Origin of the sequence: Cellulomonas sp. HD19AZ1, assembly GCF_004535805.1 — a bacterium.
In the GTDB taxonomy this organism is placed as follows: Bacteria; Actinomycetota; Actinomycetes; order Actinomycetales; family Cellulomonadaceae; genus Cellulomonas; species Cellulomonas iranensis.
The window spans coordinates 25310-43245 of the sequence record NZ_SPHX01000009.1; the positions used below are offsets into that span (position 1 = coordinate 25310).

The 17936-nt window shown below is 72.0% G+C and carries 18 protein-coding genes; 14 read left to right on the forward strand and 4 right to left on the reverse strand.

The window, feature by feature from the left end:
* Window positions 1-16: 16 nt before the first annotated feature.
* The 13 genes from E4A51_RS17975 to E4A51_RS18035 all read left to right on the forward strand — a co-directional run bounded on the left by E4A51_RS17975 (window position 17) and on the right by E4A51_RS18035 (window position 10333).
* On the forward strand, window positions 17-688 hold the full coding sequence (locus E4A51_RS17975) for a hypothetical protein (RefSeq protein WP_134852573.1): 672 nt from the start codon (window positions 17-19) through the stop codon (window positions 686-688).
* Window positions 689-728: 40 nt separating this feature from the next.
* Window positions 729-998 carry a hypothetical protein gene (locus E4A51_RS17980; RefSeq protein WP_134852574.1) on the forward strand — a complete coding sequence of 90 codons (270 nt, stop codon included), beginning with the start codon at window positions 729-731 and terminating at the stop codon, window positions 996-998.
* Window positions 995-1351: a ribbon-helix-helix domain-containing protein gene (locus E4A51_RS17985; protein ID WP_134852575.1), complete on the forward strand. Its 357-nt coding sequence runs from the start codon at window positions 995-997 to the stop codon at window positions 1349-1351. The genes E4A51_RS17980 and E4A51_RS17985 overlap by 4 nt, the downstream gene beginning before the upstream one ends.
* 231 nt (window positions 1352-1582) lie before the next feature.
* Window positions 1583-2485, forward strand: a complete 903-nt coding sequence (locus E4A51_RS17990) for a hypothetical protein (protein ID WP_134852576.1) — start codon at window positions 1583-1585, stop codon at window positions 2483-2485.
* A gap of 221 nt (window positions 2486-2706) precedes the next feature.
* Complete coding sequence (locus E4A51_RS18485) at window positions 2707-2937, forward strand: hypothetical protein (protein WP_167748963.1); 231 nt, start codon at window positions 2707-2709, stop codon at window positions 2935-2937.
* A 62-nt stretch (window positions 2938-2999) separates the two neighbouring features.
* Window positions 3000-3491 carry a thermonuclease family protein gene (locus tag E4A51_RS18490; protein WP_167748964.1) on the forward strand — a complete coding sequence of 164 codons (492 nt, stop codon included), beginning with the start codon at window positions 3000-3002 and terminating at the stop codon, window positions 3489-3491.
* A gap of 573 nt (window positions 3492-4064) precedes the next feature.
* Entirely contained in the window at window positions 4065-4406 is a 342-nt protein-coding gene (locus E4A51_RS18000; protein ID WP_134852578.1) for a hypothetical protein, read from the forward strand.
* Window positions 4403-4867, forward strand: a complete 465-nt coding sequence (locus tag E4A51_RS18495) for a helix-turn-helix domain-containing protein (RefSeq protein WP_167748965.1) — start codon at window positions 4403-4405, stop codon at window positions 4865-4867. Before E4A51_RS18000 ends, E4A51_RS18495 begins: the two co-directional genes overlap by 4 nt.
* Window positions 4868-6074: 1207 nt before the next feature.
* Window positions 6075-7448, forward strand: a complete 1374-nt coding sequence (locus E4A51_RS18015) for a ParB N-terminal domain-containing protein (protein ID WP_134852581.1) — start codon at window positions 6075-6077, stop codon at window positions 7446-7448.
* A 180-nt stretch (window positions 7449-7628) separates the two neighbouring features.
* Complete coding sequence (locus tag E4A51_RS18020) at window positions 7629-8156, forward strand: hypothetical protein (RefSeq protein WP_134852582.1); 528 nt, start codon at window positions 7629-7631, stop codon at window positions 8154-8156.
* Window positions 8157-8240: 84 nt separating this feature from the next.
* Window positions 8241-8717: a hypothetical protein gene (locus E4A51_RS18025; protein ID WP_134852583.1), complete on the forward strand. Its 477-nt coding sequence runs from the start codon at window positions 8241-8243 to the stop codon at window positions 8715-8717.
* 97 nt (window positions 8718-8814) lie between these two features.
* Complete coding sequence (locus E4A51_RS18030) at window positions 8815-9333, forward strand: hypothetical protein (protein WP_134852584.1); 519 nt, start codon at window positions 8815-8817, stop codon at window positions 9331-9333.
* Between the two features lie 247 nt (window positions 9334-9580).
* On the forward strand, window positions 9581-10333 hold the full coding sequence (locus E4A51_RS18035) for a hypothetical protein (RefSeq protein ID WP_134852585.1): 753 nt from the start codon (window positions 9581-9583) through the stop codon (window positions 10331-10333).
* Between the two features lie 69 nt (window positions 10334-10402).
* Here the strand turns inward: E4A51_RS18035 and E4A51_RS18040 are convergent, their stop codons facing one another.
* From E4A51_RS18040 to E4A51_RS19015, 4 genes are read right to left on the reverse strand one after another with little or no spacing between them, the layout of a single operon-like run.
* Window positions 10403-11101 (reverse strand): hypothetical protein, encoded by a 699-nt coding sequence (locus E4A51_RS18040; protein ID WP_134852586.1) that lies wholly within the window; start codon window positions 11099-11101, stop codon window positions 10403-10405.
* Window positions 11098-11451: a hypothetical protein gene (locus tag E4A51_RS18045; protein ID WP_134852587.1), complete on the reverse strand. Its 354-nt coding sequence runs from the start codon at window positions 11449-11451 to the stop codon at window positions 11098-11100. Before E4A51_RS18045 ends, E4A51_RS18040 begins: the two co-directional genes overlap by 4 nt.
* A 27-nt stretch (window positions 11452-11478) precedes the next feature.
* The gene (locus tag E4A51_RS18050; protein ID WP_134852588.1) at window positions 11479-11889 is read right to left on the reverse strand and encodes a single-stranded DNA-binding protein; all 411 of its coding nucleotides are present in this window, start codon (window positions 11887-11889) and stop codon (window positions 11479-11481) included.
* A gap of 13 nt (window positions 11890-11902) precedes the next feature.
* Complete coding sequence (locus tag E4A51_RS19015) at window positions 11903-12439, reverse strand: glutaredoxin family protein (protein ID WP_370297515.1); 537 nt, start codon at window positions 12437-12439, stop codon at window positions 11903-11905.
* 173 nt (window positions 12440-12612) lie between these two features.
* On the opposite strand from E4A51_RS19015, the gene mobF reads away from it, so the two are divergent.
* Window positions 12613-17694, forward strand: a complete 5082-nt coding sequence (gene mobF / locus E4A51_RS18060) for a MobF family relaxase (protein ID WP_134852589.1) — start codon at window positions 12613-12615, stop codon at window positions 17692-17694.
* Window positions 17695-17936 lie beyond the last annotated feature (242 nt).

A 17936-nucleotide genomic window follows, 5' to 3' on the forward strand; every position in this document is an offset into this window, starting at 1 on the left:
CGGGGAGCCCGCGGTCGTGGTCGTGCGCGAGCGTGCCGCGACCCTGGTCGAGCGCTTCGAGGCTGCTGCGATGGCCATGGCGGCCACGGCGACCGGCGTCGTGGAGGAGCTGCGCACGCTGGGGGAGGTCGCAGCCGTCGAGGTCGAACTGGAGAGCGTCACGGCGGCCGCCGAGCAGCGCGCCGCACAGGCGCGCTCCGACGCAGCGGAGGCCGAGAGGCGGCGTCGACGAGCAGAGGCGGCCGCGGCAGAGGCCGACCAGCTCCGGGCCGACGCTGAGGCGGCAGCGGAGGAGGCGCTCACCGCGGAGCAGCACGCCCGCTCGGCGGCGCTCGCCGCAGAGCGCGAAGCGACCCGCGCGCACGAGGACGTCGAGCGACTGGCTGCCAACGTCGCCGCCCTCACGCACGAGCGTGACGCGGCCCTGGCTCAGGCGCGGCGCCTCGCCGACGACCTGACCGCCGCGCAGGCCCTCGTCGACCAGGCTCGAGGCGAGCGCGAGCGGATGTGCGCTGACATGGATGAGCGGGAGAGGCGCATCCTCGACCTCGAGGCCGAGCGGGCCGCCGCCCGGCAGGAGGTCACCGCGCTTGCTGCGCGACTGGACGAGGTCCGCGCGCTCTACGCCACGCTCAACTCCCCAGGTCCGCACCGCACAACCCGTCCTGACCAGGGAGAACATGCGTAGGCGCATTGTCCCCTAGCCAATAAACGGATACACTATTAGCATGCAGATCAGGTGGTCGAGCAGCGCGGACAAGCACGGTGTCCCGCACGAGGACGCGATCAACGCGATGCTCAACTACGAGTTGCGCTGCTCGCCGTTCGGCACGACACGGGTGGCAGGTCGCGCGGCGCCGGACCTGTTCATCGGCCCCGGGCTCGACGGAACGCTGCTCGAGGTGATGGTGGAGCGGACCGCTACGGGACTCGTCGTCTTCCACGTCATGGCCGCCCGACCCAAGATCATCGACGCCGCTCGAAGGGAGCAGCAGTGACCGACACGAAGCGCCCCACCGCTCACGCGGACGACGCCCACTTCGACGAGCTGAGCCGCCGCGTCGAGTCCGCCGACTTCGCCCTGCCGCGCGGCGCCAAGGTTCGCAGCGGCGGCCCGGGCGCCGGCCGAGACTTCCTCGCGCAGTACATGAGTCCGGACGAGCTCGACGCCGCCACCAGGCGCGGTCGTGGTCGGCCGAGCCTGTCCGGAGCGGGCAAGTCCCCCTCGCGCCAGACGCGGCTGCCGCACGACCTTGACGACCTGCTCGTCGAGCGCGCCAACCGTGAGGGGCGCTCGATCAGCGACGTCCTGCGCGCAGCGGTCGAGGACTACCTGCGTCCGACCGGCTGAGACCCCCGGGGCCGCAGGCCCCGGTCGCACCACCCACAACTGAAGATGCCCCGACGGTGCTGGAACACCGCCGGGGCGAGGAACCCACCAACGCAACTGGAGGACTCCCATGTACATCATCCCTCGGGCGGGATCACCCCGTCGAGCCACCCAGGGGTGCGTGGACCACGCACCGCGCCACGTGGCGGCTACGAGCACCAACCGCGCCTGCAGCCTGACCGGGGCGCTGCGATGAGCGACCCGACGGTCGTGCTCACCCCGGCCATCGACGTCATGACCCAGGCCGTCAGGGACCTCGACGCCGACGTACTCGACGTCCGAGAGTGCGAGGAGACGTTCGTCGAGTGGGTGGCCCACACCCTCGCCGCCGTGGTGGCGAACGTGCCGTGGTTGCACCGGACGCCGCAGGAGCCGGCCCTCAGCGCGCAAGCCGACCTGGTGCGGCAGCTCGTCGCCATGCTCACGGACGGCGACGACCTCGAACTGCTGCGCTACCGCACGATCCCCATCGCCCTGTGCTTCGACCCCGCCGCCGCGCTGGTGCGACTCGGCGTGCGCGAGCTCGTCGACGACGACCTGCGCCAGCTCGACCTGCTCATCACGCAGACCGAGGACAACCTCGCCCGTGTCGGCGGGCGCCTCGACCAGCGGGCCCACGCAGACGGCCTGGAGGCCGAGTTCCTAACCCTGGACCCGACCGACGAGACCACGGACACGCGCCGCCGTGACCTGTGGGAGGAGCTCAGAGCGCTGCGCGCCGCGATGCTCGCCCAAGGCCAGGAGCACTCACCCGCCGCCGCCACCGCCCTGGCCAGGCTGCACGTCACCCGGAACCGGATCGAAGAGCTGTGGGAGCACGACGTCGACCTCTACCGCCGAGCCTACGCAGCGACGTTCGACCAGCTGCTGCGTGAGCGCGGCGTCTGCGCCGGCGTCCGCCTCGCGATCGATGAGCCACGCCCCGCCCAAACGACCGCGTTCGACGAGCTGCTCGCGCTCGTCGAGACGCACGCGTACGAGCGGACCCCGCTGCCGATGACCGGCCGGCCCCATGACCCTCGCGCGGGCGCGCTGCCCGACGTCCTGCGCGCCTCCGGTCTCGGCTACCGGCACCGAGTCGACGCGGCCTGGTGAATCTCCGGTGGGGGTCGAGCGCCACCGCGCTTGACCCCCACCAAAACGCCTACGCGTGCGAGAGGATTGGGCCGTTCGGCCAATCAATCCCGCAGTGCGCAGTACCCCCACACATTCACCTGAGAAGAGGTCCTGTTTTGCGTACCTTTGCAGCGTTAGATCCATGCTCGATAGCCACCGGGCGGCTCCGAGCCGCCAGCGTCGAGTCCGAGAAGTGGTTCATGCGCGGCATCCGCCTCCTGGTCGTCTGCGCCTTGGCCGGGATCAGCGCGGTCCCGCTCGGGCACGACACCACACCGGTGACGCGCCTGCTGATGCTGGTCGGCGCAAGCCTCCTGCTGGTCATGGTCCTGGTCGTCGTCGTCGGGTCGACCATGGCGCGTACCGAGCTACGAGAGGCACGCCGCGAGCTTGCCGAGATCGAGGGCGCCGACCGGAGCGTGGTCCGATGAGACGCGGTCGGCTGTCACGTGCTCCGTGGGGGGTCTTGGCCTTCCTCATCGTGAGCGGGGCCGTGATCGCGTACCGCATCGACTACGTCGACAACAGCCCCCAGGACGCACCGAGCGCCACCCCCGGGCAGGAAGTGACAGCGGACGTCCGCCGCGTGATCGACGGTGACACCATCCTCGTCGACCAGCAGGGCGTCGAGCGCAGAGTCCGGCTCCTGGGCATCGACACGCCCGAGAGTGTCAAGCCGGGTGCCCCCGTCGAGTGCTTCGGCCCCGAGGCTGCAGCGAGAACCACGGAGCTCCTCACCGGCCAGACGGTGCGCCTCGAGCCTGACCCCACCCAGGACCAGACCGACGTCTACGGCCGGACCCTGGCGTACGTCTGGCTCGACGACGTCCTCGTCAACGACGTCCTCGTGGCTGAGGGCTTCGCACGCGAATACACCTACGAGGTGCTCGGCATTCATCACGACATCCTGGCCGAGTCGCAGCGTCACGCGCGCGACGAAGGGCTCGGCCTCTGGTCCAGCGCGACTTGCGCGGGAGGACGGTAGGACACGAGCGAGCAGCAGTAAGACCCGCGGCGAGCGCGACGGCCGCCGTCCGCTCCGCCGCCGCCAACCCCCTAGGCTGCTCCGCAGGCTGACGCCCCGGCATCTCTGACCCCTTGCTGCCGGGGCGTCGGCCTCCAAGCGGCGGACGCACCGCGTCATGCCCTGCCGGGGATTGCCCACCGGTCATCTCCGGTCAGGGCGACCGGCACGCGCCCTGGGTGCCACGCGTCGACGTCCTGGCAGCCCTCAGCGACGAGGGCCCCGCAGTGCCGGCACCGCCAGGCGATGTGCGTCAGCCGGTCCGCGCCCGGGCACCCGCACGTCAGGTGGTGGTCGTCCGGGCGCCACGGCCCGTCGACCGGCCAGCCCCACCCGCACGCTGGACACTCCGGCGGAGGTACCAGCTGGTACCCGCCGCGCACTCGGCGCCAGCGGGGACGCGAAGACTCGTGCACGCCCACATGCTCTCTCGCGCTGCCGACAGGGCCGCACGTCCACCCTCATGGGTGTATGACGATCACACACTACATGTGTATGATCGTCATACACCGACAGCGAGGGAAGGAACCCGAGATGAGCACCGCGACGCAGACCCCGATCACCACCGCCGCCCGCCGCATCGCCCGCGACGTCAACGCGACCGCGAGCACCGTGCGCACCGCCTACGACACCGAGGGTCGCCCGGTCCACACCTGGCAGGACGGCATGTACTTCGCCGCCGGCGCGGTCGAGGAGGTCCGCGACGCGGCCGCCGCGCTCACCGGCACCAAGGGCACCGGCCGCCGGTGCACCGAGCGCGACGCGCAGGACATGATCGACGCCACCGCGCACGCCCGCCGCGTCACCGGCTTCGCGCACCCGGTCGTCATCGGCGACTACCTGGCCGACCTCGAGCAGGCCCGGGACGCCCGGTGAGCGCCCTCGACGACGTCGCGGCCGCAGCAGCGCGCCGCGACGCCGCCGAGGCGGCCCTCGTCGAGGCCGTCGCCGCCGCCCGCGACGCCGGCGCGGACGTCGCCGCGATCGCCCGCGCCGCCGGCGTCACGCGCCAGACCGTCTACCGGTGGGCCAGCACCGTCACCGACGGCACCCGCGTCCCGGTCAACGTCGCCCTCGACGACGGCCTCGCGATCCTCGTCGACCTCGTCGGCCCGAACATGCGCGGCCAGGTCGCCGCCGGCATGAGCTCGACCGACGTGCGCGTCAAGCTGCGGCGCTGGGACATCGCATGGAAGAACGTCGACGGCGACGCCCTGCGCGAGCTCGACGACGAGGGTCGCTCCCGGCTCGACCTCGCGGGCAAGGTCGTCGCCAAGATGACCCGCGCGATCGACGCCCACGCCGACCCGCTCCCCGCTACGGTGATCATCGACTGATCCCCGCACGCGGGGATGGACCCGCCTGGGTCGGCATGTCGCCGGTCTCCCCGCACGCGGGGATGAGCCCAGCAACCCCGAGGGCTTCGGGCCCTCCCGGCGCGGCCGGGTATGACGAGGCGCCCCCTGCGGTAGCGGCGGGGCGCCTCGTCATGCCCATCGTTTCTTGCGGCGCCGACGCCGCGCCTTCGTGATCCGGGTAAACCGGCGCGTCCGCGAGTCGTCGCGCAGGATCCATACCCAGAACGCTCCACGGGCGAGCATCGAGAGACCGAACAGCACGACAGCGACTGGACGTGCGTGTTCGACGAGTGGCAGCCATGTCGGGACGTCAGGGGGCATCACGGGCTCCTCGGATTCCCGCCGCCCGGCCGGCGATCCTTCGGAGTTACTGCGAATCCCTGTGCCTAGTTCTGGATTGTGCCTGCGGCCTCACCGCGCGCACACCGGCTCCGGGGACGATGCGGCAGCACGGGTCGAACGCAGCCACCCAGGTTGCCTTCGCCAAGTGCGCTCATCCGCCCAAGCAGCTCCCGTGTCGACCAATCAACCCGAGCACCGTGCCCAGGTGAAGGAACGCCCGCATCGCGCCCGGCGGCATGCCGAGCCACCTCGGACACGACTTGTACGACCGTTCATCTATCAGCCTACGACCTCGGTCGTGCGCCGGGGAAGCACCGATGCGCGCAGTGTCAAGCTCGGGCGCGCTGTCGCGCAGGTACCCACGGGTGCGCGGTCGGCCCGCCACCCGCGGGGCCTCAGATGCAACCGCGTCGAGCGCTGACGCAGTTGCCCTCTGGGCAGCGCCAGCAGTCGACGTCATACACCATCTCCACCTGGTGCTCCTTGCAAATCACCACAGTCATCTTGCTCTCCTTGCGGGATGGAAAACGTCTGTCATGGCGGGCCGCCCACGAGGTCACCAAACTTGAGTCCTCGCTCTTCCCTTCGGCTACGGCAGCCGTAGGGGAGTCTGGCTCGGGGGATTGACACGCCTCCTTCTCTGGGGTCCTCGACTTCCGGGACCTGCTGTTTCATCTCTTGGTGGCCGAGGTCGGACGCTGGACAGGGTTGGCAAGGGACGTTTCTCGGGGGGAGCGGCGGAGGCGCCAGGCTAATTATGCTCCGGACGCATTGCGTGCTATAGTTGAGATGTGGGAAGGAACGCCCGGGAATCGCCTGGGCACCCACTTTGCAAGGAGCACCAATGAGCATTCAGACCGCGCCCGCGACCTCCGCCGCGATCGTTCACGTCGACCCGAACGCGCTGATCCTCGAAGCGAACGTCCGCAGCGACGTGGAGCTCGACGCCGAGTTCGTCGCCTCGATCCGGGACTACGGCGTGCTGGTGCCCGTCCTGGTGCACCAGGTCGAGGAGGGGCTGCGCGTGCGCGCTGGGCAGCGCCGCACGCTCGGGGCGATCGCGGCTGGCCGCGAGACGATCCCCGCTCTGATCGTCGAGGGCGACGACGGCGAGGCGCGCCGACTCATCGAGCAGTGGAGCGAGAACCACCACCGCCGTGCCCTGTCGACGGGCGACGAAGCGGACGCCTTCCAGCAGCTGGCGCTGCTCGGGCTCAGCGCCTCGCAGATCGCGCGGCGGACCCACGCCAAGAAGGAGCGGGTGACCGCTGCGCTGAAGGTCGGGTCGTCGAAGGTCGCCCGCGCGGCCGCTGAGCAGTACGCGATCACGCTGGACCAAGCCGCCGTGATCGCGGAGTTCGAAGATGACGCGGAGGTCGTCGAGGCTCTGACCATCGCCGCGGTCGACGAGCCGGAGACGTTCGCCCATGTGGCACAGCGCGCGAGGGACGACCGTGCGCAGGAGGTTGCGCGCGCGGCCCTCGTCGAGGATCTGACGGCCAAGGGGTTGACCGTGGTGGACGGCCGCGTCGACCTGACCGAGTTGTACGACCTGGCCGGCGGCGACGGGCGAGGCATGTCGACCGAGGAGCACGAGACGTGCCCCGCTCGGGCTGCCTTCGTCACCACGAACTGGAAGGGCGAGCTCGCGGTCGTGTACGGCTGCACGAGCCCGGACGAGAACGGCCACACGCGCCGGTGGGGGAGTGCGCCCCTCACCGAGGAAGAGGAGGAAGCGGCCAAGGAGGAGAAGAGGGCCGAGCGGCGCCACGTCATCGAGACGAACGCCGCGTGGCGATCGGCCGAGACGGTCCGCCGCGAGTGGCTGACGGCCTTCGCCAAGCGCAAGTCGGCCCCCGCGAACGCCACGGCGTTCGTCGTCTCAGCGCTCACGAACGCCGCGACGGTCGGCACCCTCGACGACTCCACGCGAGAGCGGGGCAACGCGCTGGCGCGGTCGTTCCTCGGCATCACCGAGGTCGAAGGGCGCTACGCCTCCGGGGCGGCGTTCAAGGGCGTCGTGGAGAAGGTCAGCGGTCAGCGCGCGCAGATGATCGCGCTCGTGGTCATCCTGGCGGCGATCGAGGAGAGCACCAGTGTCCAGACCTGGCGCAGCCCGTCACTGTGCGTCGCGGCCTACTTCACCGCGCTGCGCTCCTGGGGGTACCACCTCTCGGAGGTCGAGGCGCAGATGATCCCGGCTGACGACGGGGTCTGATCCGACAGCCGTCGCTGGGCCCGAGCGGACAGTCGACTCGGGCCCAGCGACCGAGACCCTAACTATGCTCGCCAAGCCCCATATGCTATAGTTAGAGTCAGGCGGGGAGGTAACGCGCGGGAGTCGCCCGGGCACCCCGCCCCTCGAAAGGGGAGCCTCATGGCATCCACCGTTGCAGTCGTGACCCACTCGCTCGACGACCCCAACCGCCTGGCCGGCACCTGCCACGGCTGCGGCGCCGAGCCCGGCGAGGAGTGCCGCGCGGGCTGCGTCATCGTGGCCATGGACACGCCCAGCCTGGGCGACATCCCGTGTGAGACCTGTGGTGCGTTCAGCGGTGAGGAGTGCCGAGACTCGTGCATCGCTGCCCCCGCTCTGGCGGCCGAGTTCGGCGACGACGACCTCCTCGCGGAGAGCGAGGAGGGTCGGCTCGCCCTCGTCCTGGCGCGTGACCTGCGCACCGCCGGCCTCCCGGGGAACCCGCGCGCCACGTTCGGTGCGGGCCGGAACGTGATGGTGGTGCTCTCCCACACCTCGGGGCGTGACTGGATCGTCGCCTCGGTCGAGATGACGTGGTCGGGCCCGCTCTTCTACATCGCGCGGTTCGCCGACAGCAGCGACGACCTGTGGGTGCAGACGCGTGACGCGCACGAAGTCGCGGGTGCCGCACGAGCCATCACCGACCTGGCGGCGGCTGCCCTGATCTGAGCGACGCGGCCCGGCACCTCCCTACGAGGCGCCGGGCCGCGCCCCGGGCAGGAGGGCCGAGCCGCACGTGAGGGGAGCAGGAGCATGAACGAACGATGGGACTCGCGCGTGGTCACGCGCCGGTGGATCAGCGAGGACGTCGCGGTCGTCGCGCAGCGAGCGTGCGCGGGCGAGCCGACGGCGTACCTCGGCACGGACGGGCACACCTACGTGGACGTCGAGGGTGCGGACAGGGGCTTGCGGCGGCTCGAGGGTAAGCCCGAGGCGTTGTGGGTAGTCGGCAGCCACGTGCCTGGATGGCCGCCGGACGTGGACACCTCCCGCGACGTCATGACGTGGAGCGACGCCGTGGACACGTATTGCGCCGACATCGCCGCCCTGATCGACGACGGCACGGAGGACGGTGGGCAGCCCTGGGTCGACGCCACCGTGCGCGTCACGCGCGGAGCGATCCCGAGCCGCCCCCAGCCCTTCCGAGTGGCTGTCGTCGTTCCCGACGGCTGGGAGCGCCTCTACTACGTCCAGCTCGCGCCGCGCCGGGACCGGCGACCGGCCCGCTGAGACCTAACTATCTCTGCTGGTGCCTTTCTGCTATAGTTATCTCGTTGGGAAGGAACGCCCGGGAGTCACCCGGGCACCCGCGCCGCTAGGAGCATGCATGAACACCACGCTCACCCCGTCGGCTGACCAGGAGTTCGAGGTCCCGGTCGTCTTCGACGTCTACGCCCCGAGCCGCGAGGCCGCAGCACGCATCGTGAAGGACGTCCTGCAGGCGAACCGTGCCGGCGTGCTCGACGCACGCCCCGAGATCGACTGCTGGTGGTTCCCCGAGCAGCAGGACAAGAAGCTCGACGGCAACGACCGCGGTGCGATGCACCTGGTCTACTCGGAGGTCGGCACGCTGCGTGACGTCGCGGACGCGCTCCCCGGTTCGCGGTACTACGACGAGCGGGAGCGTCGCGGCGGCGTGACCCTCGAGGTGCACGGCCACTGCATCGTCGTGAGCGACTGGGACGCGCACCCTGGTGAGAACTTCCTCGTCGGGCTCTACGGACGGCCGGAGGACGCCACGGCGCTCGAGCAGGTCGAGGTCCACTCGGCGCGCGACGCGATCGCCGTCGTCCACCGCTTCATCGCGGACCTGAACCTCGGTGCCGGTCCGAGGCCGGCACGGTGAGAGCCGTGACGCGGCGACCCGAGGGCGGGGCCACTGTGGCCCCGCCCTCGGGCGTGCGCGAGACCGCGCGCGGGTCGGGTCGTGGCCGCCGGCATCAGGGGAGTGTCGGCGCATGCCGCTCGTGTGGCGTGACCCGCACGAGACGGTCCCGGTGCGTCGGGCACTCGACGACCACGCGCGACCCGGGCGCCCCCATGGTGGGCGACCGCGGGGACAATGATCAGCGCACCCCGACAGGAAGACCACGATGACCAGCCGACACCTCGAGCAGATCCCGGAGGACGCCGCGGCGGCGTACCTCGCAGTCCTCGACACCGCGCGCGCCGCGGCGCAGCGCGACGTCGACGTCGACGGCCAGCAGGTTTTCCGCGACGTCGAGAGCGCACACCCGGTGCCGCGGACCGGAACCAAGATGGCGCGCATCGCGGCGGCGGCAGGGTCGACCGCGGCGCACGCGCTGCGTCTGCAGGCTGACGCCGGGGGCGGATCGAGCGAGGAACCGTGGACGGCCGCCCTCGCTCAGACCGCAACTGTGCTGAGCTCGTGGGACTGGGACGAGCGCATGCAGGCAGCGCTCAACCTGCGCGCCACGTACAAGGACCTCCCCGACGACGTCGCCGCCGCCCACAAGGCGACGCTGCGCCCGGTGCGACTGGTTGCCGCCTGGTTGACGCACACCAACGACGACGGACTCATCCCTGCCGGCGCCCGGCTCGCCGAGTACGCGCTCGCCTCGAGCCTCCCTGAGGACACCTGGGCCGCGGCGTGGTTCGCGGTCAACGGCCTCGCGCTCATCGACAAGCTGGCGCCCACCGTGACGATGGCACCCGGACGTGCGACCGCCGACGAGACGGCGCGGCGTGCTCGCCTGCGGGCCGCCGTCGCGGGGACCTACGCCGCGCGGGTCGTGCCCTTCCGGTCGTTGAGCCAGCGCGCCGGCATCACCGACGTGACGACGCAGTCGTGGACGAAGCACCTGCGGGAGCCCCGCAAGGGCTGAGGTGCCAAGTGCCTCGGCGCGGCGAAGGGCCCCGCCCGGACGCGCGCCGGACGGGACCCCTCGGCTGGATCAGTGGTGCAGCGACGCGCCCGGTGTGGGCGGCGGGTCGATCGTGTAGGCGAGGTCAGCAACCTGGCCCTGGATCGACTCGACCCGTGCCGCGAGGTTGAGGTGAGTGCGCTCGAGGGCGTCGTCGGCGATCGCGACCTCGTCCTGCTCGCCGTGCAGGTCGCGTACGCGCTCGAGCAGCGCGCCGCTCTGCTCCGACAGTCGCCGTGCCCGCGCCGCTGCGTCGCTCGTGGGCGCGCCAACGTGCGCACGGGCGGCGACGAACTGCGCGCGCTGCTCCCAGTCCGCTGTGGCTGATGCGATCCCGCGCGTGACGTCGTCGGGGTCGTCAGGGCCTCGACCGGCCTCGAGGGCGGCGACGACCGCGCCGGATGCGGACACCGCGTGAGCCTCCCGCTCCCACGCGGACTCGACCTGTGCTGCAGCAGCCTCGACCTCCTCCGGCGCGTCCGGGTACAGGGCATGCGCTACGCGCTCGACGTCGCCGCCGTGGGCGACGACCTCCCGCGCAACGACCTCGAGCGCGGCAGCCTGCACCTCTGCCGGCACCTCGAGAGAGCCCGGCACCGGAAGGTGTCGCTCGTCGGGAGGGAGCGCGAGCTGCTCTTCGAGGAAGGCCACGCGGGCATCGTTCGCTGCGCGGTCGAACCCCGGCACCCCGAATGTCAGGAGGCGCAGGTCCGCCTCGACGTCGTTCACCGGTGCTCGCTCGTCGCGTCGGACGGGGCCGACGGCGCCGCACCGCGGAGCGTGCTCGGCGACGGCGGCTTGAGTCGGTTCCACTCGGCCGCGTCGATCGCGAGAAGGGCCTGCGCGCGCTTGGGCTTCTCGTCGAGCGCCAGCAACCGCCCGATCGCGTCGCTCTGTTCCTGCTCGGCGGCCGCGATCTTCCGACGCAGGTCGTCGATCTCGTCCGCGGCCGCGTAGAAGTCAGCGACCGCCTCGTCGACCTGCTGGTCGCGCTTGATCTGCTCGGCGTCGAGCTCGAGGCGGCGCTGACGAGCGCGCTCCCGAGCGGCCGTGCGGTCTGCGGTGCGGGTCGTTGCCATGGTGGAGATCCTCCGGTTCGTGGGTGGTCAGTGCTGCGAGCTGATGCTGGGGGAGAGGTCGGGGGCGTGTTCCATGCCTGAGGGGGTCAGGACCGCGGTGGCCGTCTCGAGGGACGTCGCGACGACGTCCGCGAGCACCCGCGCACGTCGGAATCGCTGCCCGCCACCGTCGACGTGCACGTACGACACGAGGCGGCCCACGACGACGACGCGGTCTCCGGGTCCGACCGAGGCGTTGACGTTGAGCGCCTGGGGACCGCTGATCCGGACGTCGTGACGCGTCGCCATCACGTCCGTCTGCGCATCGTCATCGACCGGAGAGTTGACCGGCACCTCGATCGTCAGGTCGACGCGCGGCGAACCTGTGGCGGTGTGATGCAGACGCGGGGGAGCGGTGACGACACCTACGGTCGTGACCAGTGTTGCGAGCGAACCCATCGCCGGCGCCCCGCTACTGCCCGACCTGTCGTGCGGGAACGCGGGCGGTGGGCGGGTCGTCGAAGCCCGGCCGGCTGACGGCCGGCTCGCGGTCGAGCGAGCGGGCGCGGGCGGCCAGATCGACCGACGGCGCCGCGGTGCGTTCGCTCGGGACGTCGACGGCGCGGGCGGCGGCGTACGCGCGGATCACGTCCGGCCGGTACCCGGACCAGTGGTTCCCGCTCACCAGCCCCGGCACGTTGCGCTCGGTCACGACCACGGGCGCACTGGTGTAGCCGAGGCCGCGCACGAAGTCGCCGGCGGCCCGATCCTGCGTCACGTCGACGACGCGGTAGGGGACCTCGGCGGCCGTCATCGCGCGCTGGGTGGCGGTGCACTGCACGCAGCCAGGCGTCGTGTAGATCGTCGCCCCGCCGTGGTCGTGGGCCGCCGATCCCTGCTGCTCCTGACGTTCTGTCGCGCCCACCCTGCCTGTCGACACCTGCTCGTCTACGTCGTCATTCACGACGGTTCCTTTGTTCGGCAACGTCTGTGCTGATCGAACAGTCACAGAGGCTCCCCAGCCGATGAGGTCAGCATCCCATCGACAGCACCTCCCCCACAAGACGAAGACCACGACTTACACACCTCTTGCACTACAGTGTGTGGCGCGCCGAGTCCGGCCCGTCCGGGGTCTATCGAGAACGCTTCTCGGCGGCCCGTGAGGGGGGTGGTGCGGCCGTGATGACCGTCCACGTCCTGCACGCCGGCGACGGGTACACGTACCTCACGCGGCAGGTCGCCTCGCACGACGTGACGCGGCAGCGGGGCGAGTCCCTGACGGACTACTACGTGCACGACGGGAACCCTCCGGGCCGCTGGGTAGGGGAGGGGCTCTCCCAGCTCGGTGTCACCGGCGAGGTCACCGAGGCGCAGATGAAGGCGCTGTTCGGCGAGGGCCGACACCCCAACGCCGACGTCATGGAGCGCGACCTTGTGCACTCGGGCGCGAGCGTCGAGGACGCGCTGCGCGCGACGCAGCTCGGGCGCCGGTTCCCGCGCTTCCGGCAGCCGGAGGACGACGGCTTCGAGGCGCGCCTCGAGCACGAGCACGAGGCGTTCGCCGTCGAGCACGGCCGACCCGCGGAGCCTGGAGCCGAGCGCGATCGCCTGCGCCGTGCCGCGGCCGGGCAGACCCTCGCTGCCGCGGGCAAGGCGTTCACCCCGGCGGACATCGCGCGGTACCTCGCCACGGCACGCGGCCAGCGCAGGCAGCCCGTCGCCGGCTACGACCTCGTCTTCACGCCCGTGAAGTCCGTCTCCGTCCTGTGGGGCCTGGGCGACGAGCGGATCCAGCGCGAGGTGGCGGAGGCTCACCAGGCGGCGTGGCAGGGCGCGCTCGCCTGGCTCGAGACCGAGGCGGCTGTGACGCGCGTGGGCGCCGCCGGCGTGGCACAGGTCGACACCCACGGACTCGTGGCGACCGCGTTCGATCACATCGACTCACGCGCAGGCGACCCGAACCTCCACACGCACGTCGCGGTGTCGAACAAGGTGCTGGGCCTGGACGGCAAGTGGCGCTCACTCGACGGGCGGGTGCTGCACGCGCTCGGTGTGGCTGCGTCCGAGCGGTACAACACGCTCGTCGAGACCGAGGTGTCCCGTCGACTCGGGGTGGAGTTCGTCGAGCAGGCCGGCCCGCGCGAGAAGCGTCCCGTGCGCGAGATCGCAGGCATCCCCGTCGAGCTGCGTGAAGAGTTCTCGGCGCGCCGCGCTTCCATCGAGCAGGCGTACCAAGACCTCGTCACCGCCTACCGCTCCGAGCACGGCCACGAGCCCAGCAAGGCCACCCAGTACAAGATGGCGCAGCAGGCGACGCTCACCACCCGCCAGGCGAAGGAGGAGGGCGTCGCCCTCTCGACGCGTCGCGAGCAGTGGCGTGCGCGCGCCGAGCGCGTCCTCGGGTCGCCGCGGGCCGTCGATCGCGTCCTGCGCTCAGCGACGCACCGACGGGAGCTCCGGTCCGAGCACGACGCACCAGCGACGTTCGACGAGCTGCACGAGCAGGTCATGACCCAGCTCGCCCAGGCCCGCGCGGTGTGGACCATCGGCCACATCGAAGCCGAGGCGCAGCGCGTCGCCCGCACGCAGGTCGGCCTCGTCGACGCCGAGCGCATCGAGCCGCTCGCTGAGCAGCTCGTGACCTCCGCGGTCGCCGCCTCCCTCGCCCTCACGCCCCCGGACCTGAACCCTGCGCCAGCGGCCCTCCAGCGCGTCTCCGGCGAGAGCGTCTACCGCCAGCACGCCACCGAGCGGTTCACCACGCTCAGCGTCCTGGACGCCGAGGACCGACTCGTCGCCGGGGCACGGACCCTCGGCGGCTTCGTCGTCGGAGCCGACGTCGTCGCCGCTGCCGTCGAGCGCGCCGCAGAGGAGAAGGGTCGGCGCCTGAACGACGCGCAGGTCGAGCTCGCCCGCCGGTTCGCGTGCGGCGGTCACGTCGTCGAGGCCGGGATCGGTCCGGCAGGCGCCGGCAAGACGAGCGCGATGGGCGTCTTCGCCGCCGCCGTCCGTGAGGCCGGGGGACAGGTGCTCGGCCTGGCACCGTCCGCCGCGGCCGCCGCCGTCCTCGGTGACGAGCTCGGCGTGCGCGCCGACACGATCCAGAAGCTGCTGCACGCGCACCAGATGAGCGAGCGTGCCGGCGACGAGGTACCCGAGGCCCTGCACCTCGACGAGCGGACGATCCTGCTCGTCGACGAGGCCGGCATGGCCTCGACGCCCGACCTGGACGCGCTGCTCCAGCTCGCACGAGCGAACGGCGCCAGCGTGCGACTGCTCGGTGACCCCGCTCAGCTGCAGGCCGTCGGCGCAGGAGGGGTGCTGCGCCTGATCGACGAGCAGGTCGGCGCGACCCACCTCGCCGCCGTCCACCGGTTCACCACCGAGGGAGAGGCAGCAGCCTCCCTCTCCCTTCGCGACGGCGACGTCGCCGCGATCGACTTCTACATCGAGCACCAGCGGACCTTCGGCGGCACCCGTGAAGCCATGCTCGAGGAGATCTACGCCAGCTGGTTGGCCGACCACCGCGCCGACAGGACGTCGCTGATGATCGCCGCCTCGCGCGACGACGTCCTCGCGCTGTCGACACGCGCGCGCCTCGACCGGGTCGCTGCAGGCGAGGTCGAGCACGGCGGCGTGACCCTGCACGACGACTCGACCGCCGGTGTCGGAGACCTCGTGGTCACACGCCAGAACGACCGCCGCCTGCGGGTCGAGCGCGGGACCGACTTCGTCAAGAACGGTGACGTCTGGACCGTCGTCGAGCGCGGCGACGACGGTGCGCTGCGCCTGCGGCACCGCGACCACCACGGCTTCGTCACGCTGCCGGCGGACTACGTCGACGACCACGTCGAGCTCGCCTACGCCACCACGATCCACCGTGCCCAGGGCATGACCGTCGACACCGCCCACTACCTCGCGGCTGCCACGGCCAGCCGCGAGCAGCTCTACACGGGCATCACGCGAGGCCGGCAGAGCAACCGCGTCTACGTCGCGGTCGACGAGCTCGTCGACCCCGACCTGCACCAGCAGCCGACCGGCGCCCAGGCCGTCCGCGACTGCCTGGTGTCGGTCCTCTCGCGCACGGACACCACACCGTCGGCGACATCGACGCTCAACGACCAGCACGAGCAGGCCATCTCCCTGGCCACCCTCGCACCGCAGTACGAGGACGTGTGGGAGCGGGTCGTCTCGGCCGCGGCCGAGACGCGCCTCGTCGACGTCGTGCGTGCCGCAGTCCCCGACCTCGCCGACGCGGTCCTCGCCGACGCCGCCTGGCCCGCGCTGCGTGCCCTGCTGCTACGTCACGAACGAGCGGGCACCGACCTCGTCCCGCATCTCCGGGAGGCCGCGCAACAGCGCGAGCTTCAGAGCGCGACGTCGGCTGCCCAGGTGCTGCACTGGCGCCTGGGCGAGCCCGGCGGTGACCCGAACGGTCGCCTCCCCGTGTGGCTGACGCCGCCGCTCGCGCGCCCCGAGGCCGGTCCCCAGCCAGCAGCGCCCGAGCCCGGCCTCGAGCCCCACGACGCACCGCCGGAGGCCAGCAGCGCACCGGAACCGGTCGAGCCGATCGGCCCCGACGTCGCACGCGTCCTCGAGGTGAACGAGGCCGCGTGGCGGCTGTGGCAGGGCCGTGCGGAGCAGGAGGACTCCTGGGTCCCGACCTACCTCGCCGAACGACGCCTCGCCGCGCTCGACGCCGGCCACGCGCCAGCGGGGTGGACCACCACCATCGACGCCCTGCGGGCGCAGGGCTTCACCGACGACGATCTGACCGCGGCCGGCCTCGCCACGACGTCCAAGCGCGGGCAGCTCATCGACCGATTCCGCGACCGGCTCGTCCTGCCGGTCCTTGACGAGCACGACCGCATCCGAGCCTTCACCGCCCGGTCCAACCCCCTCGAGGACCACGAGGGCACGCCGAAATACATCAACTCCCCGGAGACCGCCGCCTACCGCAAGAGCGAGCGGCTCTACGGCCTCGACGCGGCAGCCATCGCCGCGTTGCAGGGTGGCGCGACCCCGGTCCTCGTCGAGGGCGCCATGGACCACGGGGCCGTGGCCACGCTCGGCGACGGCTTCGTCCCGCTCGCGCCTTGTGGCACGTCCGTGACGACCGAGCAGCTCGACGTTCTGCGCGCCGTCGTGCCGGGCGGGCTCGGGCGGCTCGTCGTGGCCACCGACGGCGACGAGGCTGGCGTGAAGGCGGCCGTCCGCCTCTGGACGATGCTCGACCCGAACGAGGCGGCCGAGGTCCGCGCGGTGGTCCTCGGGGACGGCGCCGACCCGGCCGACCTGGTCAAGGCCGGACGCTCCGCCGAGCTCCAGATCGCGCTCCACACCGCTGGTGAGCTCACCGACGTGGTGGTCAAGCGGATGCTCGAGCAGTACAACTTCGAGTGGGTCGAGCACCGGGTGAGCGCCACGCGCGACATCGCCGCCGCCGTGGCCACCCTGCCGGCAGCGAGCGTCATCGCGGCCGCGACCCTGACCCGTGAGGCCATGGGCGACGCCGCGCCAGAATCGATCGCGGAGATCTTCCTGAACGCGCACGCAGAGGCCATGGTCGAGCAGGCGGCCGCGCGCGCCGGCACCCCGCCGAGCGACGCTCCACCCGCCGACCCCTCGAGCCACGGGACCGCGACCAACGACAGCGCGACGTCGACGAGCGCGCCCGACGTCGACCAGCCCGTCGCCGAGTGGCTCCACAAGCAGCAGCAGCTCATGGCCGCACGGCTCGACGGCCTCGTCGCCCAGGTCGAGTACGCCCCGCCCGCCTGGGCCGCCGCGCACATCCGCCCCGTCCCCAGCGACGAGGCCGAGGCCGCGGCCTGGCGCCGCGACGTCCGCACGATCGTCGCCTACCGCGACCAGTGGTCCGTCGCGACGAACGACGTGCTGCCGCCGGCCAGCGGCCGGGGTGTGCAGGAACGTGCCCGATCCCTCGCCGCTGGTGCCCTGACGCGGGTGGCCACCGAGAACCCGCGCGTCGCCACCAGTGCGCAAGGCGTCGAGCGCGCGCGTCTGCGGGTGCAGACCGAGCAGCGCATCGCCGACGCGCGACGCCGCGCCGAGCAGCAGACGCAGCGGCAGGGGCTGGCCGAGCGCGCTGCGGCGCTGCGTGACGCGCGAGAGGCCGCGCTCCACGACCAGCAGGACGACGCTGCCGCACGTGCGCAGCGGCTGCGGGAGGAGCAGGCGAAGCGCGCGCGTCGCGCCGACGACGGTCCCCGGCGCGACGCGCCCGGTGGCCCCCAGGTCTGACCCGGCCGGTTCCTCGCCGACATCTGGTCGTCCGTGTCGGAGCTCACCGCTACGGTCACCTCATCACCCCACGGGAGGCGAGACATGGTCCAGAACGTCATCGGTCCGGTCGTCCTCCTACTCGCCGGAGCGACGGCGACCAGCCTCGCGGGACGGTGGGCTCGGTCGGCCGTGCACGGCCTCCTGCGGAGGCGGCTCGTCTCCGCGTTGTGCTTGGGCACCATCGCGGTCGCTGCACCAGC